Raw genomic sequence first — 19,316 nt, 5'->3', positions numbered from 1 at the left:
CGCTACAAACGCTGTTGCGTCAATTTATTTGCGACTACGCTAAACCGGGTATTGATGCTGACGCCCGGCTGCAGCATGTCGACGATTTTGACCCGGGTACTTTGCGGGGTATGGTCCTCGACCGCCAACACCGCCACCACTTGCTGTTGAGTATCCAACAGCTGCAAGCGCGTGCCGGGCTGCGGCGCCCGGTTCAGTTTGACTTGCAAGCGCTCCCCTATACTGGCGGTGCGCGGCGGCACGTGCACGTTGCCGCGCACGATTTCCTGCGGATCGCCCAGCGAAGCGTGGATCAACACCGCGCGTATCATATTGCGCATCGCGCTGCGTCCGGCCGCCGAAGCATCGCCGGCCAGTTGCCGGAACCACCAGGCAATCAACTCGGATACGGTACGCACCGCATTGAAATCTTCGGTTTCGGCCCGGTCCATGCCAGGCCACCAGGATACGTCTTCGACCCGAATCCGATCGTCTTCGGCTAACTGGCCCCACTGCAGGCGCAACGACGGCGGCAACACATTCAGCTTTTCCAGCAAGCAAAACTGGCAATGCTCCAGCTGATCGCGCAAATCCTGGGCTTGTTTGCGTAAAGGTCCGCTGCCGGTTGCCAAGTCCTCCAACGATAAAATCTTGGCGGCGGCCGCTTGGGTTTGCAGACTGCTGACGTCGAAAACCGGCAGCGCGAACGCCGACCACTGTTGCATGACGATCTGGGTCTGCAGATGTACGGTTTGCAAGCGGGCCTGCAAGGTGTCGCTATTGGCCGGCGTCAGTAGCAAGCTAGGCCGGGCCCGGAAACGCGCCTGACGCAGCTGCCCTAAATAATCGAATTGCTGGAACGGCGGTAATTTAGGTTGCAAGCCTTTCAGGCTGGCCCAATCGTCCATCGGAATTTCGCACACCGCCGCCAGAAACGGATCCAACGCCGCCGGCAAATCCACTTCTTCGTCCCAATCGCAACCCGGTACGATGTCTTGACTGCTGCCGTAGCGCAGATCCAACGGATCGGCCAAGGCGGCACTAACCGGCGTGCCGCGTACCCGCACGTAATACAAACCGCGCAAGCCGGTGGTTAAAATCCGGGTCCTATCGTTGTTACGGGCCCAAACCTTGCGCCAGTCTTCGTCGAGCAAGCGTTGCGCGACGCCGTAATCGCCCAACTGCTCGATGCGGAAACGATCCATGCTTTCCAAAGTCTCCCTCGCCACCCGAATTTGCCCGGCCAACTTGTCGATTTGCGCCAGCTTATTGGCCTGCTCGCGCAATTTGCCTTGCAACTTGCGCTCGATGGCGTTGTAACGGTTTTCGAACAGCGAAATCCATTGGGTCAGAATTTTGCCGGCCTTGAACAGGGCATGGTAACGGTACTGCACTTTCAACAAGCTGTATTGGCCGGGATCCAGCTGATTGTTTGTCGGATTGGTGGCCGCTTTGGCCGCCAAGGCGTCCAATACCTCCGGCGCTTCTATCTTATTCGGCCGGTTGAAGGGATCGTTGGCCTGCGAATCGCCGCCTTCCACTTCGCCGATTTTGACCATTTGCCGGCGCAAGGTCGACGCGTCGGTAGCATCGAACAAATCGGTCAAAGTCGCCACCAATTCCTTCATGCCGTAATAGGACTTGGCGTATTCGTTGATCTCCGGGTTGATATGGTCGATCACGCTGAAGCGGTATTCCTTGGCTTCGAATGCCGGCGTGGTGACCGCTTCCTTGGTGATGCGGGCCAATTGGTCCAAGCGGGTTTTATTGATACCCAGCTCGAAAGCCGAGAACGTTTCCGGCCTGCTGTTCAATAAAAATCCGGATTTGGATACCGAAGAGGTCGAGGCCAGCGCAGTATTCAACAAATTGGCGCTCAGCGCGCTGGTGGCTGTGGCCCTAGGCGCTGCAACGGCACCGCCGCTATTGAACAAGCCGGCGGAGACGGAGGCAAACATTGGCTTGACCGCTGTGGATACCACCGGCTGAACCGCGGCGGATGCAGACGGAGTCTCGGTTTTCGGAATAGTAGTGGCGGACAAACTGGCGTAAGGCAACCAGCGCGCCACCTGCAAGCCGGTGCCGTCGCCGGCCACCCCGCCGGCCAAAGCCGCCAAAGCCACGGTTTGCGAATCCAATTGCTGACGTTGCAACAACAGAAAATCGCGGGTTTTCTCGACCCGGCTGCGGATTGCGCGGATTTGGTTTTCGATCGACTCCAACTCCACCAAGGCCACCGCATATTGCACCACCAAGCCGTCGCCGGCCGGCTCGGCTATTTCCGGCGGGTGGGCGGGCAAGCCCTCGTCGTCCGGATGTACCAGCCAGTTATCGTAGAACACCGGCAAGGCCGGCACCCCGTTGCTGTAGGGGTAAGGAATGCTGCTGTCGTCGTTGCGCGGCCCGCGGTTTATCAAGGCTTGATAAACGCTCTCCGGCGTAACCGGCGGCAATTCCGGCTTGGGCAAGTCCAGATTCCGAAACTGAGTGACATCCAGTACCCGGTGCTCGACCTCGGCCGCCGGTTCCTCGGTTTCCGGCAACACGTCGCCCGGGTCGGCCGGCAACGGCGCCAAGCTGGACGAGTCGACGAAATACAATACGTCGAATTGCTGCCGCCAACTGCGCCACGCCTCGTAAGCGCGCATGTAAAAGCGGAAAACGTCGCTTTGCAACTTGGCATCGGTCGGCGGAATGTCCAGCAAATCGTGGCGGTAATCCGGCTCGTTGACCGCCAGCAACAGGCGTATCTTGTCGCCGGCCGGCCGGCGCAAATCGATGACCCGCCGGGCGATGTGCCGGTTCAGGAGTTCCGGCACCGCTTCCTCCGGCACCGGCACCATGTCCACCCCTAAGTGAGCGGGCAGCCATAACAAACTTGGCGCCAGCGCAGCCGGGTTTTGCAGCCAGTCCAACGGTAATTGCCCGGTAGCCGGCAAAAAATCCAGATGTAAATTGTCCTGCAGAAATTGCGCCAGTGGCGTCGCAACATTTTCCGGCGCCAACGCGGCTTGCATGACGCGCCGCATCGCCGCACCGGTTTGATTCAACAGCACCCGGTAACCGCTATTGGGCAACGCCTCGTAACGGCCTGCGGCTTGCGATAACCATTTCAACCTGAATCGGGCTGCCGGCGCTGCGCCGGCCGGCACTTCAGCGGGGGGTACGTTTTCTATCGCCAGCAATGCCAAGGGCACCGCGTCGCCTAAATTGGCCAAAAAGCCGGCATCGACTCTGTCCGCCGCCAGCCAGTTTTCCACCTGCTCTTGCGGCCGGTTGTCGCTGGCGTCCGCGCTGATCGTCAAGCGTTGCAAGCCCAAGCTGCCGGCCAACACCCGGCGCACGTCGCGGGTCGGATCCAGTTCGGTACGTTGGCAAGGATCTACTCCCGGCGCGTCGATTCGGCCGTCCAAGCGCTTTAACAACAGGTAATACACGCCTACCGCGTTGGAGGCACCGCTCTCGGCTAAATATTGGGCTATCAACTCGCGCCATTCGGCCCGCAAGGGGTAATACAAACTCAAGGCGTGGCCGTTGCCGGCCAAAGCCAAACCGGCGCTGACGCTAAACCCCGATTCGGCCGCACCGCTGGGACCGAATTGCAAATCCAGGCCGTGCACTATGCCGGCCGCTTTGCCTTGCAACACATGCGACAAGCGCGCATCGGCGTAGGCTTGCGCCCGGTCGAATTCCTCTTCGCCCAAATGCCGGCCGGCAAACATATGCACTTGCTGCAATACGCGGGAACTGGCCGCCGGTCGATTCACCCATATCGTTGCCATATCCGCCTCCCGTTACCGCTTGATGATAAGGTTCATTGAAAGGAGGCCCACAATTCCAGCAAAGCCGCATTCAAGCCCAGGCCGGCGCCGTTGGCAACCACGAACTCGCCACTGCTTTGCTCGGCCGGTTTGCCCTGCCAAGCGGTCAAAAACGCCGCCAGATTATTAGCTTGTGCCAATTGCTGCAGGGTTTGCCAGATGGCCGAATCGTAAATCCGTTCCACCGCCAATAAAATCCGTAGTGCCGTACCGACGGCCGCGGCGTCGGCAGCCGCGCTGGAGGTGAGCAAGGCGTTGAGCGCCGTTTCTTCGCTCTCGTTCAGCGGCGGACGCGCTTCGGCCAGCATAGTGAAATTGACCCTGCGCAAAAACACGCTGTCTTCGTCTTCTATCAAGCCGCCGGCATCGGCGGGGCCGGCATTCGGTTCCGGCAGCGTGGGCAATGCCGTTCCTAAAGCCAGCACGATGCCGCTGATCGCGGTTTCCGCGGCACGGCTGGGACGACGGACGTAAACCGGCATCGCGTCGCCTAACCGTTGCCAAATCGCATCCCATACCGGACTGTCGCCCGGCGCGGCGTGTACCGGTTGCACCGGATACAGTTTCAATTTCAATAAATCCAGTTGCGGCAAGGCGCGAATCTGCGGATCGAAACCGCGCTCCAGTTGCGCGGCGTAATGGCCGTAATCCAGGTTGGACAACGGCACCAGCACCACCACGTTTACCGGCTCGCCGTTGCTCAAATCGATGGGCGGCAAGGCCAACGATTCGGCTTTGATCAGCTCCAGGTCGGATTGGCGTAACGGGGCGATGGACACTTGATAATTTTCCGGAAAATAACTCTGCCTTCCGGCCACCGGATCCAGTGCTTCCTTGGGCAAACTGCCGACCGGCGGCAGCAGCGAAAAATAATCGCTGGCGTGAAAATCCCCGGTCAAACCGCCGGCCCTGCGGTTGGTCAAAATATCGCTGAGCAAGCCTTCGTACATCCGCGCCAAATCGCGTTGCAAGCTGTCTACCCCGGGTTCCGCCCGCAAGGGGTGACGCGCCAGTTCGGCGTCCAGCCAGCGAGGAGCGCCGTCTTGAATCGCCACCAGGCCCAATGCCACGGCGTCTTCCGGCAACAATCCGTGTAAGCTGTCGTCGCCCAGCAATTCACGCATCAGCCTGGCGCGGATTTGCAGCGGGCTTTGCTGCGGCAGCGGAATCGGCAACGGTACCAGCCCCATTTGCACCGAGTCGGTGATCAACGCATATTGCGCGCCGCGTTTGTCGCCCAAATCGCGCGGAAACACCTCGGCGATGTCGGTACCGACGTCTATATAGCGTAAGACCACGGCATAAAGGCCGCGGCTCAGCATGCCGAACACCCCGCTGTTCAAGCCGGCCAGCAAGGCGGAGTCGCGCAAATTGGCAGTCAGGCGGGTGCTCAATTCCAACATCCGCCCGGCTTGCGTGACCGCCAAACCCGGCTCCAGCGTCAACATCCCGGTCAAAGGATCCAAACGCAAGGCCAGTCCGGACACCACCCCGCTGCCCAGCACCTTGCCCAATTCGCGTAAACGCTGGTCCAGATACACTTGGTCGCGGGTCAGGTCCTCGGCGGTTAGCAGGCGGCCGTCGAAATAATGGGTGCGGGTCAGGCGCGGATCGATGTCGGCCACGCTCAAGTCGTTGACGTTGACGCCGGCCGCGATTGGATTGCCTAAGGGTTGAAATGCAATTTCCGCCATAGCGAGCTCCTTAGCTTACGGCTGGCGAGCCAGCCAAGCCAATTGACTGGCCGTGACCAGAAACGGCCTGACCAGATTGTTAATGGATATCGCCGTCGCATCGGCCGCCAAGGCCGCCAAATCGATTGCAGTCAAATCGGCGATGCTCAAACGGATACGCGCCAGCAGCAAACGTGCCCCGGCTTCCAATTCTTCCGCCATCAAGCCGGGATCGACGCCGCTGTTGTCCAAGGCGTGCAGCAAGCGGGCGTGCAGTTCCAGCTGCGGCGCATCCTGCGGGCTATTGGTTTGTACGTCTTGCAGCAAGGCTTGTTCGGCGGCCAGAAGGGTCGGCAAAGCGTCCGCCACCGGCGGATGTACCGCCCAGGGTGCGAACGCTTCGGCAGCTTGGGCCGGCGGCAATTCCGGAATCAGTTCCAGCCGCACGCTGTCCGAGGTCCGGCTGGGCTGCACCGCGTCGGTACTCAGATTCAGCTTGCGCGCCAGCACCGGCTGTTGAGCAACCGGACAATCTTTTTGCCTGACGCACACTTTCAGCCATAGCTGGTTTTGGTCGTCGTCGTAACCTTCACTCAAATCGCTGACGCTCTGCGCCAGCAGCCAATCGCCCAAACTAACGCAGTAATGCTCGTTGATCAGCACCTCGCGCCCCAAGCCGTCTATACCCATGCCGGGACTAACCAGCAAGCGAATCACCGGGGTCAAAGAACCTGTCGGCGGCGGGCCGATTTGCGACGATACCGCCATGCCAGCCAAGGTGCCGTAGCCGTGCAGCCAATACTGCTGCCGGCTCAAGCGGCGGCGATGGTAAGCCTGCTCGTCGCGGGTGGCTTCCAAGCCCAGCATCATGCCGGCTTCGTAAGCCACCCGCCGCAAAGGTTCCGATAGGCTGGCGTCCTGCTGCAGCGTGCTGAAATCGTCTAAGGTGTCCATACGGCCTCCGCAAACGGCTGGCTGCCAGCCGCGCTAAAGTGGTGGGCGAAATTAGTGTGCCGTCGCATTGATGTCCTCCGGAGAAAACGCCGCCGGGTTTTTCAACACACCCTCCCGGCCGAGATAAGTGTCGTCCAAGGTCACCCGTTTGGCCGGCTGGGCGGTTTCGACGAAGGTATCCACGCCCAGCAGCGGCGAGATACCCAACACGAACGGCCGTTCGGTTTCTATGATTTTGTATTGCAAATGTCCCGGCAACTGTTCGGCCAGCACCGCCTCCACATTGCTGCGCAGCTTGACCGCCCGGCCGTGCAGCAACACGCTGAGCTGATGGGCGTATTGCTCGAAGAAGGCCTTGACCGCGGCGGCTTCCTCGGCGCTGGCCAGTTCCGGCGCGAACAAAGCGATGAATTCTTTGGCGTCCAGCTCGGACAATATCAAACTGTCGCCGACGATGCTGTTGCCGCTCATCCCGGTACCCAAGGTCAAGGGATGTTCGGCGTCATCCATATCGATGCCTAAAATGGTCGCCATGGTGCGGCGCAGCCGGAAGTTTTCCATTACCACGATTTCACCGCGCTGCACCCCGCCGTCGCTGGCAATATCCAAGGCTAGATTGACGGCCGCCAACGTGCCTTTGTACTGCTGCACCAAGGTCAAATCGCCCAGCCAGCGACGCTGACGGCTTTCCGGCCAATGGGCCGGCCATTGCCCGCCCAGGGCTTCCGCCAACCAGGGTAGATGTTCGGCCGGCGCGGCGTCCGGATGGACCAGCTGTTCGGCCGCGGCGATGCGGCCTTCCAGCGGGGTTAGCACGCCTTCGAAAGCCGCCAGCAAGCGTTCGCGCAAATCCGCACCGTTGGCCGGCCCCAGGCCTTGGTTGGCGTCCGGCGCCCATTCTTGGCGCAGATATTCCGGTAGGTAGTTTTCCTGGTAGCAAAAGCGCGGGTAATAAAGCCTAAGCGCATGCACGGCCGGCGAGCTGCGGCCGTCGCCGCGCAAGCTGACCCGGATTTCCAGATAACGGCCACGCAGCTGCCGTACCGGGCCATCCCGCCGCTGCAGCAAAATTTCGTATAAGCCGCCACCGGCCTGTGCATCGGCCAAACCTGTCCCGAACGGCAATTCGGATGACATGGGATTCAATACCGGCGCGGCTTGCTCGATGAAAGCCGGACGCGGTCCGTCGCCGTCGGCGAATGCGCGCACTTCGATGCCTATCGCGCAACCGGACGGGATGCAGGCATCCAAATATAAACGGTGCCAGTGAGTGTCGACTTGCAACGAGTCAAACAGACGCTGCTGGTCAAGCGACGGGCCGATCACCGCGCTGCCTTCGCCAAAATATTGCGGTCTGCGCAAGGCATGCAGTTCGCGCGCCAAGGGCGGGCTAGCCGGGTTGCTGGCATCGCTTCGGGCTTGATAACGCAACTGTCCGTCGGCGCTGGCCACGAACCGGGCGAACCGTTGCGACAACATCGGAAAGCGCTCCCGTACCAGACGGGCGCTACCGGTTTCGGCTTGACTGTCCCAATGCAGACTCAACACCGGACAATCGCGCTGAACGAAATCGGGATCCCCGGCCGCTTGCGGCGCCAAGGCCGCCAAGCGCACGCCGTCAGCGACCGGCAGGCTGGAATCGCCGGCCAAAGCCAAATCCACCGCGAACGGCAGTTCTGCCGGGCAGGCATAGACGGAAAACGGCGCGTCGCCGCGTTCGGCCAGCGCCCGGGCCAACACGCTTTGGCTACCGGCGCCGTCGTGGCACAGCACATAGAGCTGTTGTAAATCGCAGCAGATTGCCAAGGCCTGCCAGCCGGCCGGCAGGTTTTGCTGCCACAAACGCTGCAGCGGATGCGGGTTGGTTTGCAAGGGTTCGAAACGCACGGCTTGCGGGCTGTAAGGTAATGGCAGGGGCTCGCCGGCACACAGCATCAAGCGGCTGGCGGAAATCAGCCATATCCGGTTTTCCGCGTCTATGCAAGCCCTAAGCGGCAGTTGCTCGGTGCCGTCCTCGCCCGGCAGGCTGCTCCAGGTACAAGCCGTTTGCCAGCGTCTGGCCAAATGAAACAGCAACAAGCCATGACTATCCGTGCCGTTGCTGAACGGTAAGGCCAATCGTCCATCGCCGGCCGGCTGGCCGTAACCGCTAACGGGCTGAACGGACACCGCGGCGAACGCCAGGTCGGTAAAACCGCCGACCGGGGCCGCCACGTCGCGCAAATCACCGTCTTGCAAACTCAAAAAACCGCGGCCGCTGTCGAATTGCACCCGGCTACGGTCCGCGCTCAAACGGCCGATTTGTCCGAAGCTGTCCACGGCCATCGCTTCGGCGTTCTGCCAGGCGAGCAACGCGGCGGCGGGGTCGGAGACCGGCAAACGCAGAGCTTGGTTTTGCGCCAAGGTCAACGCGTGGGCTTTGGGATTCCACGCCAGTTCCAGGCTGTCTTGCTCGAAGTCGGCGGCGCCGCGCAACAGAAAATATGGGGTATTGTTGACGTCCATCGCCGCCTCAACAAATATCCGGGATCACCGGTACCGCCACGCCCAGGCCGGTAGCGGGCGACTGGCCTTCCAGCGGACCTATGCCTTCCGGCAAACCGGGCGTGCCCGGGCCGGTTTCCACCCGTACGCCCATCAGCTCCGGCAATTGGTATTTGGCCAGTTCGACCGCCTGGTTGGCGTTCAAACGTCGCCAGCCGTTGCTGTTTTTCTGAAACAAAGCCACCGCGTGTATGGCCTGAACCCCGGCCACGCGCGCCACCTGCGGCAACAAATCGGCCTGGCGCACATCGTTTTCCTGCGGATAAAACGGCCAGCCGCCGCCGCGCGGCCCGCCGGGCGGCAACGGCCACAAATAATCGATCAAGGCCAGCCGCACGTCGCGCAGGGTTTGTTGTTCCGTTTCCGGGTCCAGTACGTCTATACGCACGCTGATCGCCACCGGTACGAATTCCGGGCTCAACACGTACAGTTCGGTACCGACCAGCACTCTTTGCAACAAGTAGGCAAACACGTCTTTCAACAAGCCTTGATTCGGTTTGGGCGTATGTCCGATTGCCGGTTGGCCGGGCGGCAGCACGAATACGCTGATCGCGCCCGGCACCCCGTCGCGGGCGCTTCGGATGGAAGCGCCGGGCAAAAAGCCGGGCAACACTTCGGCCCTAGCCACCGGATTGACCGGATTGGCTTCGGCGATGATTTTGAAATCGCGGGCCGTCACCGCCCGGTTGCGGTGGGTGAGAAATTGCGGAATGCGCTTTTCGGCCTGATCCACGGTTTCGGCGTCCAGACCACCGCTCAACGGCCAATCGTGCCGCACCTTGTAGGCCGAACTGCCGTTGACCAGTTCCTTGATGGAACCGGCCGGCAGGTTACCGGCGCTGCCGCCGCCGTACAAATACGCCGCGGCGCGGATTCTAGCGCCGGCCGGCGGCCTCAACCCGGTGCTGCCGTCGCCGAAATATACGTAACCGGCTTGCGGGTTCAAGCGGTAGACCTTGGCGTCGGCGGCCTGACCGGCCAGAAAATCCACCCGCTGCCAACGCACCCAGCTACCGTTTTCTTCCACGTCCAGTTGCAAGGTCGCCGCATCCACGTCTTTATCTGGCAGCGCGACGACCTGATCCGGTTGGCCGCTGCCGATGCCGACCAACAGGTCTTGTTTTAGACCTTGAGCCAATACGTCCACCGCGTTGATGCCCAGATAAGCCAGCTGTAAATTCGGATAGTCCGGACTGCGCACGCGCAACCAGAATGCCACCCGCTCGGCGGCCACCTGGTCGGCCGGTTCCGGCGGCAATTCGCCCAACCCGCTTTGCATGGGATCGGCTGGCGCAAAAGCCTGCAACAAGCCCGCATTTTTCGGCAAGCGCAGCCTGACCACGCCGGCTTGCCGGGCACCGCGGGAACTGTCGGCCAACACGTCCAGTTCGATGAAGCTGGTGCGTTCGTCCAGCACCGTCATCAACTCCCAAACCAATTTGCGCGGATTCAGCTCGTTAATGCTATCGCCTTCCAGCGCGTCGGCCGGAGCTATGCCGACATTGAAAATCAGCCCGGCCAACTGATCGCGCAAGGCCGGCATTTGCTCGGCAAGCTGCCGGGGCGCGATGCAGGCTAGATAAAAGCTTCGATCCAGACTGGAACTCAAGTCCAGACTGTCTTTGCCCGGCACCAAGCGGCGCGGCTGGAACGGCTGCGGAATCTGATCGGCGCGCAAGCCGTATTGCTGTTGCAAATCCTGCAAGGTCAAACCCAGGGCAGCCAATTCGGTGGCTTGCAGCTGCCGTTTGATCAACACTTGCAAACTCAAACAGGTCGGCTGCAATTCGCCCACTGCGGTCAGCACCTGCTTGCCGGCCCTGAGCTGGCTGCCGTCCGCCAGCAAAGGCCCCGCCAGTACGCTGGTCGGGCCGGCGTCCACGCTGACGATACCCTTGGCCGGCCGGGCCGGCCGCTCCGGAATCTGCAACAAATTCAACAGCACCCGACGCTGGCGCTCCGGGATCAAATTGGCTCGATACAAGATGGTTTCGGTCAGCCAGGCGAATAAATCGATGAAACTGTTGAGCGGGTCGCCGGGGGAAATTTGGGTGAGTTCCGGCAAATGGTTGGCCAGCCGGGCTTTGGCTTCCGCGACCAGATCGTCGAAGCGCCTGTCGTCTAAATTCGGTACCGGTAGTGGCATAACGGCCTCTCAGTTCAGCGTCAAGCCGGCACGCTCAAATTGAGCGTGAAGCCGAATTCCGCCGGGCGCTGGCTGTGGCGCAGCTTGTAGCGGATGTTGATGTGTACGTCGGCCACGCTGGCCGGGCTGGCCTGCACCAGCACTTCGTCGACCACGACCCGTGGTTCCCATTGCTGCAGCGATTTGCGCACCACTTGTGCGATCAAATGGCGAGTGGTCTCGTTGTTCGGCTGGTGCACGAAATTCAGCAAACCGCCGCCGAACGTCGGCCGCTGCAAGCGTTCGCCGGGCCGCGTCAATAAAATGTTCAGCATGGCTTCGCGCACGCTGGCGTCGTCTCGGCTCCACTCCAGACGACCGTCGGCGTCCAAGCCGCCTAGCGGCCAGCTGATGATGCTGGGAATCGGCAGTGCCATCGTCAACCTCCTTTGATTTTGGGGAACGGCAGGCAGATCCTGACCCACGGTAGCCAGAAAAACACGATGTTCAACAGAATCACCATAATCATCAACAATATCATCGCGATCAAGGTGATGACCGGCAGGCTGAAGGAACAGATCCACTGTATCCCCAGTTCCGGCCCGGACGGATCTTTAACCGTATCTTCGCTGGCCCCCTTGTTCAATTTCAATTTGTTCATCAAATCGAAGGTATCAGCCGGGGTAATCAGCGCGGCGCCTTTGGCCAGGCCGCGGCGCAAGTCCGACAAAGCCGGCATTTGGATCATCGACGGCCGGCTGGCCTCCGGATCGAACGGGGCGGCTACCCTAAACGGGACACTGAATGCGTCGCTACGCGCCCATTGAATTTGCTCCTGACCGTATTCGTTTTTGAAACGCACGAACGGTATGGCCTGAAACAGGTCGCCGGCGTTTTGGCCGAACTTGGGCAAGGGGATTTCCTTGACCTTGGCCAGGGTTTGATCCAACAAGCGTTGCCCCAAATGATCGCGAATTTCCTGGGCATCCGCGGACAGAACCCGCAGGCTCAGCGCGATCGTCCCGCCGCCGGACGCCGCCGGCAAGGCTTCGAAACCCGACAGTTTGTCTATGCCGCCGGCCGCGTCGGCCAATTGCTCCTGACGAACGATCCAGGCCACCAAAGGGTTGTCGCCGCCGCGCGCCGCGCATTGCTGCAGATAGTTCAACAGGCTTTGGTTACGATAAGGCGCGAACAAGCCTTGGTTCAATTCGCTGTAGGCTTGCACCCGTAAATCGAAGGGCAGGACCGCATCGTCGAACAGCCACAAACGACTGCACAGGTCCTCCAGCGCCGCGTTGTCGGCGATGCCGCTTTCTCCCAGGTGATAGCGGTTGACCAGCACCCGCAACAATTCGAAAAAACTTTTGTTGGGCACGCCTTGCGCCACCGGTACGCTGTAATAACTTTGCCAGACTTGCGCCGCGTCGGAACCGTAACCGAACGGCCACGGCAACATCCGCCCGGCCACCGCCAGGGTATCGGCCTGGTCTTGCGGGTCGAAGGCTTGAGCGGCGTCGCCATCGCGCAGATAGTAAAACCCGCCCAAAGGGACAAAACCGTACAACAAGGTATGGGTCTTGCCGTTGGCGTCCTGGGTTTTCAGGGGGTGCAAGGGGTGCACTTCCTCGCCGCTGTAAGCCGCGTCGCCGTTGCCTTTATGCAGCACGCCGTTGGCACACAGGCGGCGGCGCAAATCCGGATCGCGCAATTCGCTGGGCGCTTGCCTCCAGCCCAGGGCTTGACCGTCTTCCAGCAACCAGGCTTGCGAGGTAGCGCCAGTGCCGATGCGGCGGATCACGAAACCGGCTGAGGTGATTTTCATCGGGTCCAAAGCCGGTTCGCCAAAGCGGTCGCACACCACTTCGCAACTCAATAAATAAAAGGTTCTGTGCAACGGTAAGCGCAACACCGGCTCCTGACCGTGACGGCTATGCCGCTCTTCCTGTTGCCAGGCTTGAAACTGCGCAGACTCGAATTGACGGCGCTGCACATCCAATTTGAAACGGTTGACGAAATCCGCATCCAGATAGCGGTTAAGGCCGCAATGGCTGCCACTGCGGAAAAACGGCGGTTTGAGGCGAACGGCGTGTAAATTCGGATTCGGCGTCATAATCGTTACCAAATATTGCCGGCGCCCGGCGTGTATGAAGCGCTAACCACCGACGAGGTGATCACGGTATTGGCCTGGACAATGCCGCTGAAACTGGCCGTGCTGGCGTTGACCGTGACCGTGCTGGCATTGATGGTAACGCTGCTGGCGTCTACCGTGACGCTGCCGCTGCTGCGTACCGCAATGCCGCTGCTGCTCAGGGTGACGCTTTGGTCGGCGCGTTCTATGCTGATTTCGCCGCCGCCGGATTCGTCTATGGAAATCTTGTAACCGGAACGGGTTTTCAGCTCCAGTTTCGGGCCGTTGGCGTCGTCGAAATCCAGCACGGTTTGTTCCGGGGTACGCAGTACATAATGGTCTTGCACCGGATCGGCGTCTTCCGGTGCGCTGGAACTGCCGGCCCACAACGAACCCAGTACCAGCGGCAGTTCCGGGCTGATAAAACCCAGCACCACGATTTCATCCAGTTTAGGGATACAGCTGACGCCATAGCCCTGCCCGGCGGACGGCACCACCACGCTGGCCCACAATTCCATCGCCGTCGCGAACAGGCGGACTTTGACTCGGCCGCGGCTGTCCGGGTCGGCGTTGTCGGTAACCTGGCCGAGCTGCAAACTGTGTAGATTACCCAAGGTATGGCTGTTCACGGCTGCCACCCGCCTTTGTTGACTTTCAAATGGGTTTCGAAGCCGCTGTTATTGTCGAAGCGATGCACGCAATGCACGATTTGATAAAGACCTTTCAGGCGCGGCGACACCCCGTCCAGATCGATTTCGCGGCCGGGTTTCAAGCTGGGCTCGCCCTGGCAGACTATATCGCCCTGCACGAAACGCTTGGCCTGGCGGCGAAAGGCGGCTTTGGCGTAGGCTTCGGCTTCGCTGCTGCTGCGCGGTACCGGCTGCGGCACGATTTCCTCGCCCGGCCAGCTTAAATTGCCTAACGCAGCCGCGGCTTGGGTACCGCGCGGCGCCGGACTCAGCGCATCGGCCCGGTAATCGACCGCTTCCGCCGTCGCCAAGTTGTAGCCATTGACCAGGCTGGCCAGCGCTTGATGATTCAAATCCGCCAGCAGCCGTACTTTCAACGCGCTGTCCTGAGCGCTCAAGGCCAGCGGGTTGGAATCGGCCTGTTCCGGTTTGGCCCGCAGCCGGCCGTTGTCCAGCCGCACGGCCACATCGAACTGCTTGCCCAGCCGCAGCAAAAAGGCCAAATCGCTTTCGTTCAACTGCAGCCAATTCGCGCTGATGCCGGACATGGCCACGTCGGTTTGCAAACCGGCGGCGGAGGCAACGCTTTGCAATACCTCGTCCGGGCTTTGGTCTTCGAAACTGCGGTTATGCCGGCTGCGTGCCAAGCGGTGCAATTTGTCCTGCAACAATAAAGCGATGCTGGGTGCGCCTTCGCCGTAACATTCCTCGATGGCGGTGATTTCCCCGCTGAACAGTTTCAGCGGCTGGTCGTCGCCGGTTTCGATGTCTATCCCGGCGCCCAAGGCTATATCGTTCAGCGCGAAATCCGGGGTATCGCCGCCTTGCGGCCTGCCCCAGTTGGACAGTTGCAATTCGGCGTGGGCGCAGCCGTGCAAAGGCAAATTGACCTGCATCGCCAGCAAGGCTTGTTGCAAGTCTTCGCGCTTTTGCCCGTCTATCTTGATGGTCGGGCGGCTGCTGACAAAGGCGGAATCGGCCATGGGTTTGCGTTACCTCAATCGATTTGCAAGCGTTGTTGGCGTTGGCGCAACACGTCCAGCATCTGCGCCAGTTCGTGCTCGGCGGCGGACAACGGCAACTGTTCGGCACTCGGCCGGTTTTCGCCGGATTCTGTCACACTATCGGTCAGTTCCAGCTGAACCTCGTCTATCAATACCGGCATACGCCCTCCTGTTTACTCATCAATCAATCGAAACCGACACCGCTGTCGGCGGCGGTTTTCAACAAGGCAGTCACCGAAACCCCGCTGCGGCTGCCGCCGTCCGCCGCCGAGCGGGTAGCGGTCGTAACGGCGGTCGGCTTAGCTGCGCTTGCAGCGCCAGCCTTAGCGGCCGCACTTACCGTTGACGCTGCCGGACTACGCAAGGCTACGCTGCCACTCTGCAAAGCGGCGGCCGTCAAACCGGAAGGTTTGCCGGCCGGGCTGAAAGCACCTTCTATGCCGGTACCCAAGCGGGAGGAATTACCGTATTTGAAGGCCGGGCCTGGCACCGGCCGGTTGGCTTTGGCGGCCGCATTTGCCGCGCCGCCGGAACCCGCCGCCGTAGCGCCTGCGACCGAACCGGGAGCCGCAGAGTTTGCGCCGGCCAAAGACGGATTGGCGCCGATCCCGCCGCCCGGACTGATGCCGACGTTCAAACTGATTCCGCCTTCTATGCCCAAACCTATGCCTATGCCGGCGCTTACCCCGAAGTCGGCACTGAAGCCGATGGCAGCGTCGATGCCGATTTTCGGCAACGCCAACACCGGTGCCTCGGGCAAGCGTGGCGACTCTATGCCGTTATACAGCGAGTTGTCGCGCCAATTGCCGGCTTGGTCGCCGCTGCCGCCAGGCACAGGGCCGGCGCCGGCCGGACTCAAGCTTGGGGTATCGCGTTCGGCTTGTTCGACCTCGCGGTTACGGAATTGGTAGCGGTCTTCGCTCAGCTTCAAGGACACGGTAGCGCGCAGCGGCCGGCCTTCCGGCGAGAAAAAATCCAGGGTCTCGTCAAAGCTTTGCACCAAACCTAAAAATTCGAATGCCCCCCATTGGAACAGACAGCGTTTAGGCGCTTTCAGTTTGTCACCTTCCGCAATGGGCTTGATGAAGGCTTCGGCGATTTTTTTGGTTTGCAGCCGCACGTCCGAACCTTGTTCAATGGTTTTGTCGCCGCCAGCCGAGCCGCTGCTGGCACTGGGATCCCCGGCACCTTGGGCGGAGCTGTTGTGCGGTTCTATATAAGTGGTGTCGAACATCAATTCTATGCTCAAGGTCGACGAGCTTTTGTCGACGAATTGCGCGGAGCGGCTGTTGCCGTTGCGGGCGTTTTCCTTCAAGGTATTGGACAGGCTGACTTTCAAACTGACCGGGTTGAATTGCACGTCGATGGCATTGTCCAGGTCCGGACTGTCGTTATCGCCGCTCACCGGTATCAGCTTGCCGCGTTCAATGGCGATCATGCCGCCCCCCTGCCCTGGGTACCGGCCGGAGCCGGGCGTTGCAATTCCAAACCTTGATGCACCAAATGCAGTTCTTCGATAGCGACCTGACTGGCGGTGGCCGACAAATCCGGGCCTTTGAATTTGGTCGGCAATACCCCACTCAATTTCCAGACCATCACGGCGTTGTCCGTGACCACATCGCCGTCGACGCTGGGGTTGGCATAGACGATGATTTCGCCGCTCATTCGGTATCCGTAATTAGCTTGGTTAGTCGTCGCGTCGAACCAGGCCCACAAATCGTTGACGTCGGTTACCCCGCGTTTCAAAACGATAGGCACGAATTTGGTCGGACCGCTGCGGTGATGCTCGCCCCAGTTGTAACCGCCTTCGCCGATGACCTTGGGCTCCATCGTGGCTTCGAACCCGGTCACTTCGCTGAAAAATCCGCTGCACAGCAAACTGCTTTGATCGCTGTTGTACAAGTTCACTTTGAAGCGAAACGCAATGAATTCCGAAATCTCAGCCACCTGTCACCTCCGAGCGCCATTCGCCGTCCAGGTTGGTGAAGGTCAAAAACACCCGGTCGACCGGAAAGGCCGGCGCCACCATGATCTCGAACGCTATCGCGCCCTCCTGCGGCGCACTTTGCTTAATCGAAAACGCCTGCTCGGCGGAGCCACCGCGCAACGCACCTTGCAGATACAAGCGGCGGAAAAACTGCTCCAACACTAAGCGCGGCCTGGGATCGCGCACATCGACGTTGAAGATCAATTGTTCGCCCAAAGCCTGCAGTTGCCGGCGCAAAAAACCCAGAAAACGCATCACTTCGGCGGAACGGAAACCGTCGTACCGTTGCTTGTCCAGCGGATGGTCGATTGCCAACAAAGCCGGTACCACCAGACGCTCGTCGTCCAGCGCCAATTGACTTGCTCCGCCCGCCGCGCGCCGATAACGCAACACGCCTATGCCAGGCGTCTCGCGCAACTGCAGCGTTTGGGCTTGATTCAAATACGGGTAGGGTAACAACTCGCTTTGCAAAGGCTGTGCGGCCACCGAGCGCCACGGCCCGTCGCGACGCGCCACTGCGGATTGTCGGCCGGCAATCAAACCTACCGGCGAGCTTAAACCGACGCCGGGGCCGCGCAAATAAGGCGCCAAAAACTGCATATGTCGCAACGCCTGACCGCTGCCCGGTTGCGCTTGATAGGCCGCCAGCTCGGTCAATACGGCCGGATCCAGTACCGGGCTGTCCAGTTCGCCGGAATAGTTCAAAGGCAAGGTCCAAAGGCATTGGATGTCCGGCCGCAAGCTGAACAGCCAGCGCAGCACCCCGGTCGGCGCTTGGTTCATGTCTATGCCGTCCGCCGCCGCCGTCAATAACGGTAAACCTATCAATTGGTTGAAGGCGCGCGGCGCCGGCATCTGCTCGATAGCCGGATAGGGGCCGCCCAGCGTATTCGACTGTTGGGTACACGGTAAAAATTCGGGGGCTATGCCGTCCAGGCGTTGGCCCGGAATATCCGGCAAACGCGGCGGCACTTGCAAGCGCTCCAGGTCCGGCATCGCCAACACGCCGACGCCCTGCACGACCAAGGCAAGCGCCAGCCCGCGCAAGCGTTCGGTATCGAACAGTTCGGTGTCCGGCAGCGGAAGAAAACCGTCTTGCCCCTGATCTTCCGGTATCCGTATCACCCACAGTTTGTCGCCGCCGTTGGCGAAAAAGTCCGTCACGGCTTGCGGCAACCAAGCCGTGGCGCCGGCCAATACGCTACGGTACCGGGTGGCGGCGCTTGCGGCATCCGGAAACAAATCGCGAAATTCGGCGCCGGACTGCAACGGCAACGGTAATTGGAACAAACCGCGGCTGCGGCTCCAGATCAGTCTATCCAGCAACAAGTCGGCGGCTTGGGCCAGCGCGGCCGGGTCTACACTCGGCATCGCAGTCCATGCCGCGACGAATTCGCTCAGCAAATCGTTGCCGGCCGGCACAGCCGACAACGCTGCTTGCAATTGGGCTAACAAACCGGCGCTATCCACGGCCTCCCGGTTAAGCAAAGGGCCCAGCAATTCGGCTTGCAACACGTCGTCTAAGGTCTTGGTCAACACCAACTTATCGGCGACTGTATCCAATAACGCATAATCGAGCGCTTCGCTATGCAGCCGTTCGGTTCTGAGTTGGTGCAGGGCGACAGTCATGTTGGCGAGCAAACCGTCTTTATCTATTGCGGTGCCGCGCAACCACCGCGCGGTCAAATTGCCGCCGGCCGCCATTTCCAATTGCGCCAACAACAGGATTTCGTCGACCGCCCGGCCGAAACCGGCCGCCCGCATGTCGTCCAGCGCGGCCGGCATCGCCGCCAAACGTTGAAACCGCGCCCGGCCCGGGGCATGGCCGAGCATCGCCACTTCCAGCGCCGCGACTCGGCGTTCGCTAGGTCTTGGCGTCAAGGCTACCCGGGCACCGGCAAACCATTCCATACTCGGCTACCCCGCCTCAGCTTTGGATGATGGTCTGGACTTTTAAGGTCAGCTCTTCTATGGCCACGTCGCCGCCGCCCTTGGCGGTCAACGACGGCCCGGTCCACTTGATCGGCATGGCTTTGACCAAGGTCCAGGTCACTACCGCACTGGTACTGGTCGGATCTTCGTTTTTCAATTTAACGACCACGTCGCGTTGCGCGGTGACGTCGCCGTTGCGGATTTGCTCCAGCCAGCTGTAAATGTTGTCGGCGCCTATCACCCCGCGCTTCAGGGTAACGTCGCCGGCTTTATGTATGCCGGGAATGGTCCGCACATAGTTGACCGGATCGTTGCCGTTGCGGTATTCGGCCACGGTGACTTCGGCGTTTAAACCGGAGACTTCGGAAAAGCCGCCTTGTACATCGCCTTCGCTGCCGTCGCCCAGATTGACCAGATAATTGAATGCGCCGTAAGGCGTGGGTCTGTATTGAGCCATGGTGAATTCCTCTTCAATAG

The 19,316-nt window shown here is 60.7% G+C and carries 14 protein-coding genes; all 14 read right to left on the bottom strand.

The window, feature by feature from the left end:
• Positions 1-2 precede the first annotated feature (2 nt).
• Genes F1E05_RS10005 through F1E05_RS09945 form a run of 14 tightly spaced genes read right to left on the bottom strand, consistent with a single transcriptional unit; the run spans position 3 to position 19,296 of the window.
• Positions 3-3,761: a hypothetical protein gene (locus tag F1E05_RS10005; RefSeq protein WP_150048155.1), complete on the bottom strand. Its 3,759-nt coding sequence runs from the start codon at positions 3,759-3,761 to the stop codon at positions 3-5.
• Positions 3,762-3,793: 32 nt separating this feature from the next.
• Entirely contained in the window at positions 3,794-5,494 is a 1,701-nt protein-coding gene (locus F1E05_RS10000; protein WP_150048154.1) for a hypothetical protein, read from the bottom strand.
• Between the two features lie 15 nt (positions 5,495-5,509).
• Complete coding sequence (locus F1E05_RS09995; RefSeq protein ID WP_150048153.1) at positions 5,510-6,427, bottom strand: hypothetical protein; 918 nt, start codon at positions 6,425-6,427, stop codon at positions 5,510-5,512.
• Between the two features lie 51 nt (positions 6,428-6,478).
• Positions 6,479-8,932: a phage tail protein I gene (locus F1E05_RS09990; protein WP_150048152.1), complete on the bottom strand. Its 2,454-nt coding sequence runs from the start codon at positions 8,930-8,932 to the stop codon at positions 6,479-6,481.
• Between the two features lie 7 nt (positions 8,933-8,939).
• The gene (locus F1E05_RS09985) at positions 8,940-11,117 is read right to left on the bottom strand and encodes a putative baseplate assembly protein (protein WP_150048151.1); all 2,178 of its coding nucleotides are present in this window, start codon (positions 11,115-11,117) and stop codon (positions 8,940-8,942) included.
• 20 nt (positions 11,118-11,137) lie between these two features.
• Positions 11,138-11,533 carry a GPW/gp25 family protein gene (locus tag F1E05_RS09980; protein WP_150048150.1) on the bottom strand — a complete coding sequence of 132 codons (396 nt, stop codon included), beginning with the start codon at positions 11,531-11,533 and terminating at the stop codon, positions 11,138-11,140.
• 2 nt (positions 11,534-11,535) lie between these two features.
• On the bottom strand, positions 11,536-13,209 hold the full coding sequence (locus tag F1E05_RS09975; RefSeq protein ID WP_150048149.1) for a hypothetical protein: 1,674 nt from the start codon (positions 13,207-13,209) through the stop codon (positions 11,536-11,538).
• Positions 13,210-13,214: 5 nt separating this feature from the next.
• Complete coding sequence (locus F1E05_RS09970; protein WP_150048148.1) at positions 13,215-13,856, bottom strand: phage baseplate assembly protein V; 642 nt, start codon at positions 13,854-13,856, stop codon at positions 13,215-13,217.
• Complete coding sequence (locus F1E05_RS09965; RefSeq protein ID WP_150048147.1) at positions 13,853-14,899, bottom strand: phage late control D family protein; 1,047 nt, start codon at positions 14,897-14,899, stop codon at positions 13,853-13,855. The genes F1E05_RS09970 and F1E05_RS09965 overlap by 4 nt, the downstream gene beginning before the upstream one ends.
• Before the next feature lie 14 nt (positions 14,900-14,913).
• Positions 14,914-15,081 (bottom strand): hypothetical protein, encoded by a 168-nt coding sequence (locus F1E05_RS20245; protein ID WP_190303302.1) that lies wholly within the window; start codon positions 15,079-15,081, stop codon positions 14,914-14,916.
• A gap of 23 nt (positions 15,082-15,104) precedes the next feature.
• Positions 15,105-16,358 (bottom strand): CIS tube protein, encoded by a 1,254-nt coding sequence (locus F1E05_RS20240; RefSeq protein WP_190303301.1) that lies wholly within the window; start codon positions 16,356-16,358, stop codon positions 15,105-15,107.
• Positions 16,355-16,867 (bottom strand): phage tail protein, encoded by a 513-nt coding sequence (locus F1E05_RS09955; RefSeq protein ID WP_190303300.1) that lies wholly within the window; start codon positions 16,865-16,867, stop codon positions 16,355-16,357. Before F1E05_RS09955 ends, F1E05_RS20240 begins: the two co-directional genes overlap by 4 nt.
• Positions 16,860-18,818, bottom strand: a complete 1,959-nt coding sequence (locus F1E05_RS09950; RefSeq protein ID WP_150048146.1) for a hypothetical protein — start codon at positions 18,816-18,818, stop codon at positions 16,860-16,862. The genes F1E05_RS09955 and F1E05_RS09950 overlap by 8 nt, the downstream gene beginning before the upstream one ends.
• 16 nt (positions 18,819-18,834) lie before the next feature.
• Complete coding sequence (locus tag F1E05_RS09945) at positions 18,835-19,296, bottom strand: phage tail protein (protein WP_150048145.1); 462 nt, start codon at positions 19,294-19,296, stop codon at positions 18,835-18,837.
• Positions 19,297-19,316 lie beyond the last annotated feature (20 nt).

Origin of the sequence: Methylomonas rhizoryzae, assembly GCF_008632455.1 — a bacterium.
Taxonomy (GTDB): Bacteria; Pseudomonadota; Gammaproteobacteria; order Methylococcales; family Methylomonadaceae; genus Methylomonas; species Methylomonas rhizoryzae.
The sequence above is the reverse complement of the archived record's forward strand: the minus strand, read 5'-3'. Positions and strand labels throughout refer to the sequence as shown.

Excerpts from the sequence above, each read along its gene's own strand:
- F1E05_RS10005 (WP_150048155.1), bottom strand. The coding sequence starts at position 3,761 with ATGGCAACGATATGGGTGAATCGACCGGCGGCCAGTTCCCGCGTATTG.
- F1E05_RS10000 (WP_150048154.1), bottom strand. The coding sequence starts at position 5,494 with ATGGCGGAAATTGCATTTCAACCCTTAGGCAATCCAATCGCGGCCGGC.
- F1E05_RS09995 (WP_150048153.1), bottom strand. The coding sequence starts at position 6,427 with ATGGACACCTTAGACGATTTCAGCACGCTGCAGCAGGACGCCAGCCTA.
- F1E05_RS09990 (WP_150048152.1), bottom strand. The coding sequence starts at position 8,932 with ATGGACGTCAACAATACCCCATATTTTCTGTTGCGCGGCGCCGCCGAC.
- F1E05_RS09985 (WP_150048151.1), bottom strand. The coding sequence starts at position 11,117 with ATGCCACTACCGGTACCGAATTTAGACGACAGGCGCTTCGACGATCTG.
- F1E05_RS09980 (WP_150048150.1), bottom strand. The coding sequence starts at position 11,533 with ATGGCACTGCCGATTCCCAGCATCATCAGCTGGCCGCTAGGCGGCTTG.
- F1E05_RS09975 (WP_150048149.1), bottom strand. The coding sequence starts at position 13,209 with ATGACGCCGAATCCGAATTTACACGCCGTTCGCCTCAAACCGCCGTTT.
- F1E05_RS09965 (WP_150048147.1), bottom strand. The coding sequence starts at position 14,899 with ATGGCCGATTCCGCCTTTGTCAGCAGCCGCCCGACCATCAAGATAGAC.
- F1E05_RS20245 (WP_190303302.1), bottom strand. The coding sequence starts at position 15,081 with ATGCCGGTATTGATAGACGAGGTTCAGCTGGAACTGACCGATAGTGTG.
- F1E05_RS20240 (WP_190303301.1), bottom strand. The coding sequence starts at position 16,358 with ATGATCGCCATTGAACGCGGCAAGCTGATACCGGTGAGCGGCGATAAC.
- F1E05_RS09950 (WP_150048146.1), bottom strand. The coding sequence starts at position 18,818 with ATGGAATGGTTTGCCGGTGCCCGGGTAGCCTTGACGCCAAGACCTAGC.
- F1E05_RS09945 (WP_150048145.1), bottom strand. The coding sequence starts at position 19,296 with ATGGCTCAATACAGACCCACGCCTTACGGCGCATTCAATTATCTGGTC.